The sequence below is a fragment of the Paenibacillus sp. sgz302164 genome, assembly GCF_056120505.1.
In genome coordinates, this window is record NZ_JBVYOL010000002.1 from 257,244 (window position 1) to 274,011 (window position 16,768).

Sequence of the window (16,768 nt, forward strand, 5' to 3'; positions counted from 1 at the left end):
ATCAGGGAAGATATCGACTTTTTTTGACAAAATGAGCGTTATTTGTCGAGTCTATAACTTTCTATAGATGTGCTTTTGTCGCTTTTCGTATAATCTTGTTCTTGCCAAAGTTTCAAAAGGAGGAACAAGAATGCGTAACAAGGTAAAACAGATTATGGCCTGTGTACTGGTTTTTCTGTTGATGGCGATACAACTGCCTGAACTGTCCGGGGGAAAAGCGTATGCTGCTACTAGTAGGGGGATCATTACCACAGTGGCGGGCACGGGGTCTGCTGGCTATTCGGGAGACGGGGGCGCGGCGACGTCGGCCAAAATAACTAACCCGAGAGGAGTAGCTATTGACAGCAGCGGGAATCTGTATATAGCGGACACGTTTAACTGCAGGATTCGGAAAGTGGATAAATCGACGGGCATCATCAGCACGGTAGCGGGTAATGGGTCTGGTGGCTATTCGGGAGACGGAGGATTGGCTACGTCGGCCCAATTGGGTGTCCCTTTTGGAGTAACTATTGACAGCAGCGGGAATCTGTATATAGCGGATGCGAACAACAACACGATACGGAAAGTAGATACGTCGGGCATCATCAGCACGGTGGCAGGTAATGGGACTACTGGCTATTCGGGAGACGGAGGATCGGCGACGTCGGCCCAATTGAATACCCCTTCTGAAGCAGCCGTTGATAGCGACGGGAATCTGTATATAGCAGACTTGGGTAACAACAGAATTCGGAAAGTAGATACATCGGGCACCATTACCACGGTAGCAGGCACGGGGGGCGCATATGGAATAGCCATTGACAGCAGCGGGAATCTGTATATAGCCACGGGTGGTCAAAACACGATACGGAAAGTAGATACGTCGGGCATCATCACCACGGTGGCGGGCACGGGGAGCGCTGGCTATTCGGGAGACGGAGGATTGGCTACGTCGGCCCAATTGAATAGCCCTTTTGGAGTAACTATTGACAGCAGCGGGAATCTGTATATAGCGGATGCGGGGAACAACACGATACGGAAAGTAGATACGTCGGGCATCATCACCACGGTGGCAGGCAATGGGGGTAATGGCTATTCGGGAGACGGATTTGCTGCGACGGGGGCTAAATTGACTCAGCCATGGAGAGTAGCTGTTGACAGCAACGGGTATCTGTATATAGCGGATACGAATAACTACAGGATTCGGAGAGTTGGCCCTTCCAACGATGCGAACTTGAGCAGCTTGACGTTGTCGAACGGCAGCTTAAGTCCGACGTTTGCGTCGGGCACGAAGAGCTACACGGCGAGCGTGGCGAACAGTGTGTACAACATCACGGTAACGCCGACAGTGAGCGACAGCCAAGCAACAGTGATAGTAAATGGCACGCCCGTGCCGAGCGGTTCGGCATCGAGTGCAATTAGTCTGAGCGTAGGGAGCAATGCCCCGATTACGGTCGAGGTGACGGCGGAGGACGGCACGACGACACAAACGTATACGGTGACGGTGACGCGAGCGTCAAGCAGTAATGATGCGAACTTGAGCAGCTTGACGATATCGAGCGGCAGCTTGAGCCCGGCGTTTGCGCCCGGCACGACGAGCTACACGGCCAGCGTGGCGAACAGTGTGTACAGCATCACGGTAACGCCGACAGTGAGCGACAGCAGCGCGACGGTGAAGGTGGGCGGCGTGCCCGTGTCGAGCGGTTCGGCCTCGGGAGCGATCAGCCTGAACGTGGGGAGCAACCCGATTGCGGTCGAGGTGACGGCGCAGGATGGCACGACGACACGGGCGTATACGGTGACGGTGACGCGAGCGTTGAGCAGCGACGCAGGTCTGAGTGGCTTGTCGCTATCGAAGGGCAGCTTAAGCCCGGCATTTGCGCCCGGCACGACGAGCTACAAGGCCAGTGTGGCGAACAGTGTGTACAGCATCACGGTAACGCCGACAGTGAGCGACAGCAGCGCGACGGTGAAGGTGGGCGGCGTGCCCGTGTCGAGCGGATCGGCCTCGGGAGCGATCAGCCTGAACGTGGGGAGCAACCCGATTGCGGTCGAGGTGACGGCGCAGGACGGCACGACGACACAAGCGTATACAGTGAAGGTTTCGAGGGCAGCTCCAACGGATGGCGGCGGAAGCGGCAGCAGTGGCAACACGGACCAGGGCGGCTCGACGTTGCCAAGCGGCGATAACAATGGAAACGATCATGGAGTCCCGCCTGTATCGAATAGACCGGTTCTCAACGGCAAAATCACGGATGTTCGGAAGGTTGCAGAAACGGCTCAAGCTGCGCTGCATTTGACTGCGCCCAAGCCGTTTCCGGATGTCCCCGCTAATAGCTGGAGTTCCGAAGCGATTCAATTCGCCCAGCAGTTGGGCATCGTTGACGGAAGACCTGACGGCAGCTTTCACGGAAGCGATCAGGTTACCCGCGCCGAATTCGTTGCGATGATGGCGAAAGCTCTGCATCTGGACTCGAAGGGAGGTTCGAGTGCAGCATTCTCCGATACGGAGGGTCACTGGGCTGAACCGGCCATTGCCACGTTGAAGGCCGCTGGCGTGATCGACGGTGTGGGCGGCGGGTTGTTCCAGCCGGACCGGCCGATTTCCCGCGCTGAGATTTCGGCCGTCCTGGCGCGTGCGATCATTTTCGGTCAGGCAACTGGAAACATTCATTTCTCAGATATATCGAGCAGTTGGGCTCGTCCGTATATCGAACAATTGGCTGGCGCAGATATCGTTAGAGGCGGGGATGACGGCAAGTTTTACCCGAACTCCTATGCTACTCGAGAGCAGGCGGTAACGATGATCCTTCGAATGTTAAACGTATGCCTCAACCTTGATCTTCAACGATTGAACTAGAGACTTCATCTCGGCATAGTTTCATAAGGAGGAGCTAGAATGTGTAAAAAGGTAAAGCAGATTATGGCCTGCGTACTGGCTTTGCTGTTGATGGCGGCACAACTGCAGGGACTGTCCGGGGGAAAAGCCTACGCTGCTGGCAGTGGCATCATCACCACGGTGGCGGGCACGGGGACGCACAGCTATTCGGGAGATGGAGGACCCGCGACATCGGCCCAATTGTACTATCCAGGTGGAGTAGCGGTTGATAGCAGCGGCAATCTGTATATCGTGGATAGTTATAACAATACGATTCGGAAAGTGGATAAGGCGACAGGGACGATCAGCACAGTGGCGGGCACAGGGGCGCCCGGCTATTCGGGGGACGGAGGGCTCGCAACATCGGCCAAACTGGTCCTCATGGTCATGACGCCCCAATCATCCGCATTAGCTTTCGACAGCAGCGGGGATATGTATATAGCGGACGTAGGTAACGGTGTGGTTCGGAAAGTGGATACGTCGGGCATCATCACTAGAGTGGCGGGCGATGGGTCTATTTCCTATTCATTAGACGGAGGACCCGCGATATCGTCCGGAATATTCAACCTGCATGGAGTGGCGGTTGATAGCAGCGGGAATGTATATTTATCGGAGTACGCCAGAATTCGGAAAGTGGATGCATCGGGCATCATCACCACGGTGGCGGGAACGGGGGCGAGTGATGGTTATTCGGGAGACGGAGGACCGGCGATGTCGGCTCAATTGGACAACCCTTATGGAATAGCTTTTGACAGCAGCGGGAATCTGTATATAGCGGATTCGAGTAACAACCGGATTCGAAAAGTGGATGCGTCGGGCATCATCACCACGGTGGCGGGAACTGGGATTGCCGGCTATTCGGGAGATGGAGGACCGGCGACGTCAGCCCAATTGAGCGCCCCGATCGGAGTAGCGGTTAACAGCAGCGGGGATCTGTATATTGTGGAAAACGGATCTGATCGGATTCGGAAAGTAGATACGTCGGGCATCATCACCACGGTGGCGGGGACTGGGAATGCCGGCTATTCAGGAGACGGAGGATCGGCGACGTCGGCCCAATTGAACAATCCAGGTGGAGTAGCTGTTGACAACAGCGGGAATCTTTATATAGCGGATGCCTATAACAACCGGATTCGGAAAGTCAGCTTTTCCCACGATGCGAACTTGAGCGGCTTGACGTTGTCGAGCGGCAGCTTAAGCCCGGCGTTTGCATCGGGCACGACAAGCTACACGGCCAGCGTGGCGAACAGTGTGTACAGCATCACGATAACGCCGACAGTGAGCGACAGCAGCGCGACGGTGAAGGTGGACGGCACGCTTGTTCCGAGCGGCACGGCCTTGGGAGCGATCAGCTTGAACGTGGGGAGCAACCCGATTGCGGTCGAGGTGACGGCGCAGGACGGTACGACGACACGGGCGTATACGGTGACGGTGATGCGAGCGTCGAGTGGTAACGCGAACTTGAGCAGCTTGACGCTGTCGAGCGGCAGCTTAAGCCCGGCGTTTGCGTCCGGCACGACGAGCTACACGGCCAGCGTGTCGAACAGCGTGTACAGCATCACGGTAACGCCGACCGTGAGTGACAGCACCGCGACGGTGAAGGTGGGCGGCGTGACCGTGCCGAGCGGCACGGCCTCGGGAGCGATCAGCCTGAACGTGGGGAGCAACCCGATTGCGGTCGAGGTGACGGCGCAGGACGGTACGACGACACAAGCATATACGGTGACGGTGACGCGAGCGTCAAGCAGCAACGCGAACTTGAGCGGCTTGACGTTGTCGAGCGGCAGCTTAAGTCCGGCATTTGTGCCGGGCACGACGAGCTACACGGCCAGCGTGTCGAACAGTGTGTACAGCATCACGGTAACGCCGACAGTAAGCGACAGCAGCGCGACGGTGAAGGTGGGCGGCGTGCCCGTGTCAAGCGGTTCGGCCTCGGGAGCGATCAGCCTGAACGTGGGGAGCAACCCGATTGCGGTCGAGGTGACGGCGCAGGACGGTACGACGACACAAGCGTATACGGTGAAGGTTTCGAGGGCAGCTCCAACTGATGGCGGCGGTAGTGACAGCAATGGTGGCAATGCGGACCAGGGCGGCTCGACGTTGCCGGGCGGCGACGGCAATGGAAGCGATCATGGAGTACCGGTTGTATCGAATAGACCGGTTCTCAACGGCAAAATCACGGATGTTCGGAAGGTTGCAGAAACGGCTCAAGCTGCGCTGCATTTGACTGCGCCCAAGCCGTTCCCGGATGTCCCCGCTAACAGTTGGAGCTTCGAAGCGATTCAACTCGCTCAGCAACTGGGCATCGTTGACGGAAGACCTGACGGCAGCTTTCACGGAAGCGATCAGGTTACTCGCGCCGAGTTCGTTACGATGATGGTGAAAGCTCTGCATCTGGACACGAAGAGAGGCTCGCGTGCAGCATTCTCCGATACGGAGGGGCACTGGGCCGAACCGGCTATTGACACGCTGAAGGCAGCCGGTGTGATTGACGGTGTAGGCGGGGGGCTGTTCCAGCCAGAACGGCTGATTTCCCGCGCTGAGATTTCGGCCGTCCTGGCGCGTGCGATCATTTTCGGTCAGGCGGTCGGAAACATTCATTTCTCAGATATATCGAGCAGTTGGGCTCGTCCGTATATCGAACAATTGGCTGGCGCAGATATCGTTAGAGGCGGGGATGACGGCAAGTTTTACCCGAACTCCTATGCTACTCGCGAGCAGGCGGCAACGATGATTCTTCGAATGTTAAATGTATGCCTCAACCTTGATCTTGGGCAATTGAATTAGGGCGTGTCTGAAAACCCGCTCAGGGGCATCTTTCACCGCCTTTTCGCCCCCTGCTTCGTCACTTTTGCTTGACGTACCCCCGGTACGCCTTCACAAAAGTTCCTTGCATGGAACGGAAATTCGGCAAAATCTGCTGCCCTCGGAGTATTCAGACACGCCCTAGAGACTTGATCTCGGCATAGTTTCATAAGGAGGAGCTAAAATGTGTAAAAAGGTAAAGCAGATTATGGCCTGTGTGCTGACTTTTCTGTTGGTGTCGACACAACTGCCAGCACTGTCCGAAGGAACAGCTTATGCTGCCGGCGGCCCCATCATCAGCACGGTGGCGGGCATTGGATCTGCCGGTTATTCGGGAGACGGAGGACAGGCGACATCGGCCCAATTGAATTCCCCTGATGCAGTAGCTTTTGACAGCAGCGGCAACATGTATATAGCAGATACGAGTAACAACAAGATTCGGAAAACGGATTCGTCAGGGACCATCAGCACGGTGGCGACCGGATTGAACGGCCCGAAAGGCTTAGCGATTGGCAGCAGCGGCGATCTGTATATCGCGGATACGGGCAACAACAGAATTCTGAAAATGGATTCGTCGGGGAACGTGAGCACGGTAGCAGATAGCGGGATAAAAACCCCGTATGCAATAGCATTTGACAGCAGCGGCGATCTGTATATCGCGGATACGGGTAACACCAGGATTCTGAAAATGGATTCGTCAGGGAACATCAGCACGGTGGCGGGCACCGGGACGTCGATCTCCATAGGCAGACCGTATGGGATAGCGGTAGACAGCAGCAATAATTTGTATATAGCCGATGCAGACATGTGTCAGATTCTAAAAGTCGTACCGTCAGGCACCGCAACGAAGGTAGCGGGTACTGGGGATGCGGACTATTATGGCGATGGAGGACCGGCGATAAATGCCGCATTGGATACCCCGTCCGGATTAGCTTTTGATAGCAGTGACAATCTATATATAGTGGATTATGCTAACAGCAGTATTCGGAAAGTCGACAAAGCGACAGGCGCCATTACTACGGTGGCGGGCAATGGGGTTGCCGGCTATGCTGGAGACGGCTCGGCTGCTGCAGGAGCTCGATTGCAACTCCCGCTTGGCGTTGCTTTTGACAGCAAGGGGAATCTGTATATCGCAGATACGGGAAACCACAGAATTCGGAAAGTCGGCCTATCCAACGATGTGAACCTGAGCGGCCTGACCTTGTCGAGCGGCAGCCTAAGTCCGGCCTTTGCGCCGGGCACGACAAGCTACACGGCCAGCGTGGCGAGCAGCGTCAGCAGCATCACGGTAACACCGACAGTGAGCGACAGCACTGCCACAGTGAAGGTCAATGGTACGGCCGTGCCGAGCGGGTCGGCCTCGGGAGCGATCAGCCTGAGCGCGGGGAGCAGCACGATCGCTGTCGTGGTAACGTCGCAGGATGGGGCGGCGACGCGTACATATACGGTGACGGTGACGCGGGCAGTGAGCTTGAGTAGCCTGACGTTGTCCGTCGGCAGCTTAAGTCCGGCCTTTGCGCCGGATACGACAAGCTACACGGCCAGTGTGCCGAACAGTGCGAGCAGCATCACGGTAACACCGACAGCGAGCGACGGTAACGCCACGGTGACAGTCAATGGTACGGCCGTGCCGAGCGGTTCGGCCTCGGGAGCAATCAGCCTGAACGCGGGGAGCAACACGATTACTGTCGTGGCGACGTCCGAGGATGGTGCAACGACCCAAACGTATACGGTGACGGTGACACGTGCATCGAGCAGCAACGCGAGCTTGAGCAGCTTGGCGTTGTCCGTCGGCAGCTTAAGTCCGGCGTTTGCGCCCGGCGTGACAAGCTATACGGCAAGTGTGCCGAACAGCGCGAGCAGCATTACGGTAACACCGACAGCGAGCGACGGTAACGCCACGGTGACAGTCAACGGCACGTCCGTGACGAGCGGCTCTGCATCTGGTGCAATCAGCCTGAACGAAGGGAGCAACGCCCCGATTACGATCGCGGTGACGGCGCAGGACGGTACGACGACGCAAACGTACACGGTGGCGGTGACGCGGGCATCGGGCAGCAGTACGGATGCGAACTTGAGCAGCTTGACGTTGTCCGTTGGCAGCTTGAGTCCGGCGTTTGCGCCGGGCGCGACAAGCTACACGGCAAGTGTGGCGAACAGTGTGTACAGTATCACGGTCACACCCATAGTGAGCGACGGCAACGCCACGGTGACAGTCAACGGCACGCTTGCGCCGAGCGGTTCGGCATCTGGTGCAATCAGCCTGAACGTGGGGAGCAACCCGATTACGGTCGTGGTAACGGCGCAGGATGGTGCGACGACCCGAACGTATACGGTGACGGTGACGCGAGCGTCGGTCAGCGAAGCGAATGCGGACTTGAGCGGCTTGACGTTGTCCGTCGGCAGCCTGAGTCCGGCGTTTGCGTCGGGCACGACAAGCTACACGGCAAGCGTAGCGAACAGTGTGTACAACATCACGGTCACACCGACAGTGAGCGACAGCAACGCCGTCGTGACGGTCAATGGCGCTCCCGTGACGAACGGCTCGGCATCTGGTGCAATCAGCCTGAACGTGGGGAGCAACCCGATTACGGTTGTGGTAACGGCGCAGGATGGCACGACGAAAACGTACACTGTGACAGTAACGCGAGGATCGAGCAGCAACGCGAGCTTGAGCGGTTTGACGTTGTCCGTCGGCAGCCTGAGTCCGGCCTTTGCGCCCGGCACGACAAGCTACACGGCAAGTGTGGCAAGCAGCGTGAGCAGCATTCGAGTAACGCCGACCGTGAGTGACGGCGCCTCCACGGTGACGGTGGGCGGCAATACCGTATTGAGCGGCTCGGCATCGGGAGCCATCACCTTGAACGCTGGGAGCAACCTGATTGCAGTCGTGGTGACGGCGCAGGGCGGTACGACCCAAACGTATACGGTGACAGTAGAGAGAATGCCAGTTGTACCGGCGGGTCTGACAGCGACAGCTGGCAACGGACAAGTGACGTTAAGCTGGAGCGGTGTTTCGGGTACAAATACATACAGTATTTACCAGGGGGCGGTAGCGGGCAACTATGGTTCTACTCCGGTTGCGACTGTAAGCGGGGGAACCAACAGCTACACGGCAACGGGTCTAACGAACGGAACGAGGTATTATTTCGTCGTACAAGCAAGTAACGCCGGGGGCAACAGCGATTACTCCAACGAAGCGAATGCAACGCCACAGGCAACAATAGCTCCAACCGATCTATCGATCCGAACAGTTGCCCCTGTCACAGGAGCAGCTAACGCTGACGGAACCAATACATACAATCATGCGACAGCGGCCGTAACATGGGCCAAGAGTGGAGGGTCTTATGCACCGGCAAACGGCACATTTGCGCTTGGTACAGTATATATGACCAAGTATGTGCTTACAGCGGATGCAGGTTATGCCTTTGACCCGACAGCGCGCGTGTACGAGAAAGGCAAAGCGAAGGACCTGTCAAGTCAAATTACAAATTTAGGCATGGGCACGTTTACGGCGACAGTATCAACGAATGCTTCCTCCAACGATACGCTTACCATCATCGTCACGTGGTCGGAGACATATCAAAATTTGGTAATCGTAAATTTGGATAACGCTGCCTTCTCAACTTTCATTAAAGCAAATTATAACGGCACCGACATTCCCGCTCAGGGGGTAAATATTCCAGGCGAAAATGATTTCAGCATCGAATTGGTGAACACTTCTGCTGATGCTGCGGTCCCCCCCTTACAATTAAATCCTGCGTTGGTTAAAAGCATTCAGGCTATTGACGATCGGGGACGCAATGTGCTGTTAAGTGTAACGCCAAATAACAGCAACAGTGCTTGGGGCTTGAATCTTAACATTAAAGGGGATTATGGCCAAACAGACAGAACGGTAACGATAACGGTGTCAACCAGCACCGCTCATGGGATCGACACAAGCTCAGCAAGCAATTTCACAAGCACAATCGATTATGTGGACAGCTCAAGAAATGGATATCCGAACCAGTACAACAGCACGAAGTATTTTGCTGCCGGAGATCAATTAACCTTGAGTCTTTCCTCCAACGGAATTGTTCCTGGCGGCGTCCAATTCATCGGGACCCAAACATCCAAAGCGGTTGATTTGACGACGACATCCATGGACACGACGATTCATAAATTTCAGTATACTTTTACAATGCCTAATGAGCCTGTAAAACTGGTTGTAAAATCAACTACCGATCCAAATTCGGCGCACAACATCCATGTAAAAACGACGATAGACAATGTTGTAGCTCCGATTCTGTCAGGGGGAACAAGGTTCGTAAACTCGGCTGGAGGTTTGCCGGCTACGGATTATGTAGGGGATAAGGTAACCGTTGATCTTAGTAAATTTGCGGACCAGAACGGTTCCAAATTTTATAAAATTACAGGGATCAGCGTAAAGTCGGCGTTTACAAATGAAAACCTGCAAGTGACTCAAAAGGCTGCTTTCGTATACAGCTTTACCATGCCGTATAACGATGTCATCGTTACCGTTCATGTGGAAGCAATACCGGGGTATGCAATAACCACCCAGACCAAAGGGATCCCCTACTATGTCCCAGTAGAAAGTAATGTGCAGAAATATTTCCCGGGAGATACACTAAGCTTTACAATTACAAATAAATATCCTCGCTACCCTTTGAAGGACGTACTGTTTATTCGGAAATCGGATAATTTTACTCAAACGGTAACGCTTAGTAAAGACAGTGATAATTACAACTCAACCATTAACATAAGCAAAGTAGTTATTCCTGCATCAACGATTTTAAATGCTGACGATGAAATAACCGTTGTAGCCGAGTTTAGCTATGACCCTGGAATCCCTGTAAATACGAGCAGTAATTCCGGTGTCACATTTGCGACAACTCCGTCTGTCGTGCAGATGAGTCAACCCTTTACCTTTTCGGTTAAAACACCGACTGACGTCTATGATTCCTATACGGCACAAGTGATTGTTACCGACAAGGCGGACGTAAAAACTACTTTTAATTGTACCTTCGAGGGTCAAGACCCAAAGAATTCGGACATTAGCATATACAGCGTTAATTCGGATATTTATGCTTCAGGACGTCCTAAAAGCATTACTGTAGTGGTCAATGGGATTAAGGATCCAAAAAGCAAAGTCATGACTTCGATTAGTCCAAATTCACAATTGGCGAGCTTATTCAATTCCATCATCGTAAGCGGGAGGAATATAGATCAAACCGGCGAGGTGTACATTGGCACAGCGCCTAATCCGACACAGCGCGCTGCGGTATCCAATGCAACGTCAAGCTCTTTGGTTGTCAGTGTACCGCAAAACATGCTGCCGCGGGGCAACAACGACGTGACCTATTATATATCTATAAACGGCGCGCAGAGAGCCATAACCATTTATTCCAAAGAGACATTATCGCACAAAACTTTTGGAGAACTCGTTGTTGTATCGGATGGATCTAACAACAAATCCGTTATTCTCGCGGCTAATGATACAGAGTTGAATCAGATGCTGGGCAATAAAACGAAGATCCTTACCATTACAGGTCATGTTGCCTATGATTCTAATACCAACAAGTATACGATTACCGGGACGTCCATGATCAACTCGATGGTAACCAGCTATTTGACTGACAGCACCAGTTCAATGACTGTCACGGTTTCAAGAGTTGGCGATGTTACAGTCGATGCTCATAATGTCAAGATGCTTGCGGGCGGAACGACCTTTGTGACGAATGCGGATGTAGCGATCTCCCTTGAGAACGGCATAGAATACATCGACACCTATGCAAAAGACCCGGAAACCGGTGATTTGTTGGATTCTAGTCAACAAAATATTGAATTGAAAATTAAGTATACCGTTGGTGTGATAGCGCTTGGCTCCGGTTTAGGCGCTAGAATAGACGGCGCATTTTTGCTTAAGGATTCCATCATGTTTGAAGGCAAAGTGAATATGGGGGTGACGAAGCCGGGCGGAGGCCAAATTGGTTTTTTTGTGGAAGCCAAAAGGCTTGAATTCGGTAAGGACCTAAAAGGCAATATCGTGTTTAAAGGCGCAGAGGCCGAGGCCACTATCAGCCCTCCAGAAGGGTTCGCCAATATCATTCCGGGATTTAAACAAAGTGAAGCTGTCAACGCAAAAATTGATGCATCCGTGAATACTTACGAGAAAGAATACGGATTGGGATTTGATCTGGATGCAAAAATAGGATCCTTTTCCTCAAGTATGCTTTTAAAGCAGAACAGTGGCGGCACTTTCATTCCGGATACGGTCAAGATTATTATGGGATTGAAAGAACCCGGGATTCCGGTTACGCCTGCTACGCCAGTTGGTCATATTACAAAAATCGGCGGTGGTTTTTCAGGCTTGGCGGACACGATATCAGGAAATTATGACGCTATACCTCCTATTAGGCTTCTACTGAATGGCGAAATGGTTGTCGGCAATGTCGGAAAAAAGACACTGCTGAGCTTTGAAGATATGGAGCTTTCGGTTGGTCCTTCACAAATTCAGCTGTCAGGCAACCCTGTGCTTCTGGGCGTAGATGTGTTTCAAAAATTTCAAGCGGGTATTTATCTGAAACCGTCGTCCGTTTCCTTTGACGTAGCTGCAGATGCCGCATTTCTTAAAAACTTTCAAGTCATAAAGGGAAGTGGGCGTGCAAATGTTACGTTAAATTCGGATTCTTCCTACAATGTCAACGGTCATTTAGATGCTGCCATTCAGATTCCTGAAATTAACGTTGTAAGTTCCCCGTTAGGCGACCTTACGATCGGACCTAAAACGCTCGCCAATATAGATGTAGGAATGAGCAAAACGGATGCTTACGGTTCATTTCGTATTTTAGGTCACGGTTTGGGGGCTCACTACAACTACCAAAGCGGTAATGCAGGGGTTTCCATTTTATCCGCAAAGCGTAATGAAATTCGCAATACGATAAAAGTAGTTGATGAAGATGGTAAAAATGTAGGGAAGTATCAGGTTTTATCTAATGTCTCGCTTGTAGCAACAAGTGTGCCGAATGCTTCGGGAACGATAGCGAATGAAGTCGCGGCTTTATCGGTTTCTGCTCAACCAACGATAAGCGCCAACGATGCCGGTACGGTTCATACCATAACCATGCCTGACGGTATATCGCAGGATTATGCGATCCTGGTAAAAGCAGACCCGAATGATATCTCTGTGCAAGACCCGAATGGCAATCCTTACGGATTAACTTATCCGAGAACCTTGGCCGACGGATCCATGTTCTATAATGATCCGAACGCCAATGCTGAGGTTGTATCGGATCAAGCTGCTGATAAACCGGGTACCCTCATGATTAACTTGGGACGAGAGCCAGGGAACTGGAGCATTTCGTCCAGCCGGCCTTTTGCAAGTGCTGTTATTGCAGTGAATCCGATTCCTGAAATAGACAGTACGACCTATGCCGCGGGTTCCAATACGGTAAGCTTTGCCCTTACAGGTTTGGATATAGCCAAAGAAAGCTATCAAGTTGAAGTACGTTTGTCAAAGGATAGCGGCGAAGACAGATTAAACGCAAGCCCTGGCGTTTTAATCAACACGGTTCCTATTGACCCGGCTTCTGTTGTGAGCGGTGGAGCAAGCGGCAGCTATACATTCAAACCGGAGGATTTGGCTTATTTGCAGAGCGGCGAGTATTATCCAAGGCTGACTTTGATCGCCATACCTAAGAGCAGTACGGAGAGTGCCATTCCATATTCCAGCATGAACGCGAAGCAGCCGTTAACGGTAACGAATCCTCTTGCGCCGGGTTCGGTAAGTTCCGTATCCGTGAAGGCGGGCGGCGGCGGAGCCATTGAAGCGAAATGGAATGCGGTTCCGAATGCTGACGGTTATGTTGTTAGCTTGTATGATGATCAAGGTAAAGCCGTCATGTCGCCTCTAACCTATACGGATGAGATTGACGATCAAGGACACTTAACGGGCAATCGAATCTCTCATCCAGGCAAAGCTATCGAATATAATATTACATCAGATCAAGCGGTAAAAGGTGTGTTTACCCTTGATTTTGGAGGCATGCAAGCCGGCAGCAGTTACAAGCTTGCTGTAACTTCTTATGCAAGTGTTGAAAAAACCGGCACGTATTCACCTGTCATTTATGGGAATCCGACGGTTTCAAACATTACGTTTGTGCCTGTTCCTGATTATCCGATCATCCATGTTTCATCTGATATAGGAAAGATGACAACAAATGCTCAAAATAATCAGGTATTGGTTGTCAACGGGAACTTTAAGCTCGGTATTTCTTCCACTCATGTCAATCAAGCAGACGGGACAGCTCAAAGCATGAGCGGCAAGTTTACCGTATCTCAAAGCGATGGAACCTATGATGATGCAACGGGTATGCCAAACTTTAGGACCCTTTACAGCAGCAGCGATTTCGAGAATCATATTTCAGTACCTGTCTCGGTAAGCGATACAAACCCTTCAAGCGTCATTCACATTGTTGCCGAAAATCAAAACGGCGATAAGTCGAACTGCGAACTTGTGGTGAATGTTAATGATTTGCCGCCTGTACTGTTCATTAATACGGATGCAAAAGGGACGGTATATACCGACGAAACCGGCAATTATCTGATTCAGGGAAGTACCCTGCCGAATATTACAGTTATGGATAATTTCGCAAATCGGGTAACGTCCGACAAGAACGGCATTTTCACAATTAAGGGAACATTAAGCAGTGGAAGTCAGGCTTACAGTACGATAACTGCATTGGATTCCGCGGGGAATTTTACGCAAGATGATGTTGTCATATCAAGAACCGCAAGCAATAACAGTTCCGGTTCTTCTATGTCTGGACATTCAGGCGGCGGCGCATCCGGTACATCTCAGAATCCGACTCCAACTGATGACACGACGCAAAGTAGCGGATCTATGAATGTAGTCTTTCATGATGTACATACGGAAACTCCTTGGGCAGAAGCAGCCATTGAAAAAGCTTATAAGCTGGGTATTGTAAACGGAAGAACAGCTACTACTTTTGAACCAAACGGTCATACACGCAGGAATGAAGCTATAGCCATGTTAGTCCGAGCCAAGAAGCTGGATATCGGCGATAAATCCGCATTGGATAAAGCCTCATCGCATTTTGCGGATTGGGATAGCGTACCGGAATGGAGCAAGCCTTATCTTGCCGCGGCATATGTGCATGGGCTGATTGACGGTTCGTTAGTTAACGGAGCGTATCATGTAAATGCTGATTCCGATATAACAAGGGCTGAGCTAGCAGTTTTAATTCAAAATGCGTATAAGTTTAAAGTTGATGGTAAAAACTTTAAATCCTTCGATGATACGCTCCCGGCATGGGCATCGGAAAGTATTGCGGCTTTAGCATCAAATAAAGTGATTAATGGCTATCCCGACGGAACTTTTAAGCCGGATTCCAGCGCAACAAGAGCAGAAGTTGTGGTTATGTTAATGAACGTCTTTAATTGGCAATAAACATCAAAGGAGTTTTTTCAAGGGAGGCTGTCCCATAAGTCATGAAAATGACTGAGTGATAGCCTCTCATTTTTTGTAAACAAAAAGAAGCGGGTCTGTAAAAATATTTTTGCAGGCGGTGCCTCATTCCCCAATCAACTGCATCCCTTCCAATACGGCCCTGCCGTTGACAAACCTTGGGTTCTTCCAGTAATATATGATGGATAATGATAATCGTTATCACTGATTGGCATCCAAGGAAATTACATAATACGGAGGTACGTTTAATGGTAAGGAAAGAAATACGGATTCGTACAAAAGGGGCCGCCCTTCTTTTTGTTATATTGATGCTTTCCGTATGGCTGACGGCTTGTGGCGAGAAGCCGGCTGCGCCATCGGCGGCGACACAGGCGCCGGCGGAATCGGCGAAGGCGGAAGGCTTGCGGACGATCAAGCACGCTATGGGCGAATCGTCTGTGCCCGCGCATCCGCAGCGGGTCGTCATTTTGACGAACGAAGGCACGGAAGCGCTGCTTGCGCTCGGCGTCAAACCCGTAGGAGCCGTCGAGTCTTTTTACGGCAATCCGTGGTTTGATCATATTAAAGCGGATATGCAGGGGGTTACGACTGTCGGCGGTGAATCCCAGCCGAATCTGGAAGTCATTGCGTCGCTGAAGCCGGATCTCATTATCGGCAACAAAATGCGCCAAGAAAAAGTTTACGATCAATTAAAGCTGATCGCCCCAACGGTCTTTTCCGAAACGCTCCGCGGCGAGTGGAAAAATAATTTTCAGCTTTATGCGGATGCTTTGAACAAAAAGGCGGAAGGCGACAAGGTGATCGCCGATTTCGATAAACGAATTGAAGATTTCAAAAGCAAAGCCGGCGACAAGCTGAAAGAGAAAGTCGCAGTCGTCCGCTTCATGGCGGGCAAAACGAGGTTTTATTACGGCAACATGTTCACGGGCGTCATTTTCAAGCAAATCGGCATTCAGCGCAACGATCCGAAAAGCGACGAAAAATCGTTCGAGGACATTACGAAAGAACGTCTGACGGAGCTGGACACAGCCGACAAAGTGTTCTATTTCACCTATGATACCGGTGACGGCAAAGGCACCAAGCAGGAGCAGGAATGGATGAACGATCCGCTTTGGCAAAATTTGAAGCCTGTCAAGGAAAACAAGCTGATCAAGGTCAACGATGCGACATGGAACACGGCCGGAGGCGTCAAGGCTGCGAATATTATGCTTGACGATCTGTATAAGATTTACGATGTGAAGCCGTAAGAACATGCAAGGCAGCCCCTCGGTTCATTCGTGAACGGAGGGCTTTTTTGCATTTGCGCCGCCGAACTCGAAAAAGGGCGTCCCCTTAAGCAAATTCTGCTTAAAGGAAAGCCCTTGTACGTAAGTATAGGGAGTTGCTTTATCTGCCGCCGAATTTGCCTGCAAGCTGCTGCTCGGCGATTTGCACGAGACGGCGGGTGATGTTACCCCCGATTGCTCCTGTATCGCGGGAAGCCATGTAGCCGTAGTAGCCGTCTTGAGGAATTTGGATGCCCAGTTCCTGGGCTACCTCAAACTTCAATTGTTCCAGAGCCTGATTGGCTTGAGGAACAACTAGCTGGTTGCTGCTGCGAGATTGTCCTGTACCCATTTGTT

At 51.9% G+C, this 16,768-nt stretch carries 6 protein-coding genes; 4 read left to right on the forward strand and 2 right to left on the reverse strand.

Features of this window, described 5'->3' with window-relative positions; all coding sequences use genetic code 11:
• Positions 1–130 precede the first annotated feature (130 nt).
• The 3 genes from AC0LWT_RS04620 (at position 131) to AC0LWT_RS04630 (ending at position 15,128) form a co-directional block, all read left to right on the forward strand.
• Entirely contained in the window at positions 131–2,836 is a 2,706-nt protein-coding gene (locus tag AC0LWT_RS04620; RefSeq protein ID WP_474680037.1) for a cadherin-like beta sandwich domain-containing protein, read from the forward strand.
• Between the two features lie 39 nt (positions 2,837–2,875).
• A complete protein-coding gene (locus AC0LWT_RS04625; RefSeq protein WP_474680038.1) occupies positions 2,876–5,641 on the forward strand; it encodes a cadherin-like beta sandwich domain-containing protein in 2,766 nt (921 codons plus the stop codon).
• Positions 5,642–5,843: 202 nt separating this feature from the next.
• On the forward strand, positions 5,844–15,128 hold the full coding sequence (locus AC0LWT_RS04630; protein WP_474680039.1) for a cadherin-like beta sandwich domain-containing protein: 9,285 nt from the start codon (positions 5,844–5,846) through the stop codon (positions 15,126–15,128).
• Here the strand turns inward: AC0LWT_RS04630 and AC0LWT_RS04635 are convergent.
• Positions 15,115–15,351, reverse strand: coding sequence for a hypothetical protein (locus AC0LWT_RS04635; RefSeq protein ID WP_474680040.1), 237 nt, complete (start codon positions 15,349–15,351; stop codon positions 15,115–15,117). The two genes, AC0LWT_RS04630 and AC0LWT_RS04635, sit on opposite strands and share 14 nt — an antisense overlap.
• Before the next feature lie 43 nt (positions 15,352–15,394).
• Between AC0LWT_RS04635 and AC0LWT_RS04640 the strand changes: the two genes are divergently transcribed.
• On the forward strand, positions 15,395–16,393 hold the full coding sequence (locus tag AC0LWT_RS04640; protein WP_474680041.1) for an ABC transporter substrate-binding protein: 999 nt from the start codon (positions 15,395–15,397) through the stop codon (positions 16,391–16,393).
• A 139-nt stretch (positions 16,394–16,532) separates the two neighbouring features.
• On the opposite strand, the gene AC0LWT_RS04645 is transcribed toward AC0LWT_RS04640, so the two are convergent.
• Positions 16,533–16,763, reverse strand: coding sequence for an alpha/beta-type small acid-soluble spore protein (locus AC0LWT_RS04645; RefSeq protein ID WP_474680042.1), 231 nt, complete (start codon positions 16,761–16,763; stop codon positions 16,533–16,535).
• Between the last annotated feature and the right edge of the window lie 5 nt (positions 16,764–16,768).

Coding starts and splice junctions, on each gene's coding strand:
- AC0LWT_RS04620 (WP_474680037.1), top strand. CDS start 131: ATGCGTAACAAGGTAAAACAGATTATGGCCTGTGTACTGGTTTTTCTG.
- AC0LWT_RS04625 (WP_474680038.1), top strand. CDS start 2,876: ATGTGTAAAAAGGTAAAGCAGATTATGGCCTGCGTACTGGCTTTGCTG.
- AC0LWT_RS04630 (WP_474680039.1), top strand. CDS start 5,844: ATGTGTAAAAAGGTAAAGCAGATTATGGCCTGTGTGCTGACTTTTCTG.
- AC0LWT_RS04640 (WP_474680041.1), top strand. CDS start 15,395: ATGGTAAGGAAAGAAATACGGATTCGTACAAAAGGGGCCGCCCTTCTT.
- AC0LWT_RS04645 (WP_474680042.1), bottom strand. CDS start 16,763: ATGGGTACAGGACAATCTCGCAGCAGCAACCAGCTAGTTGTTCCTCAA.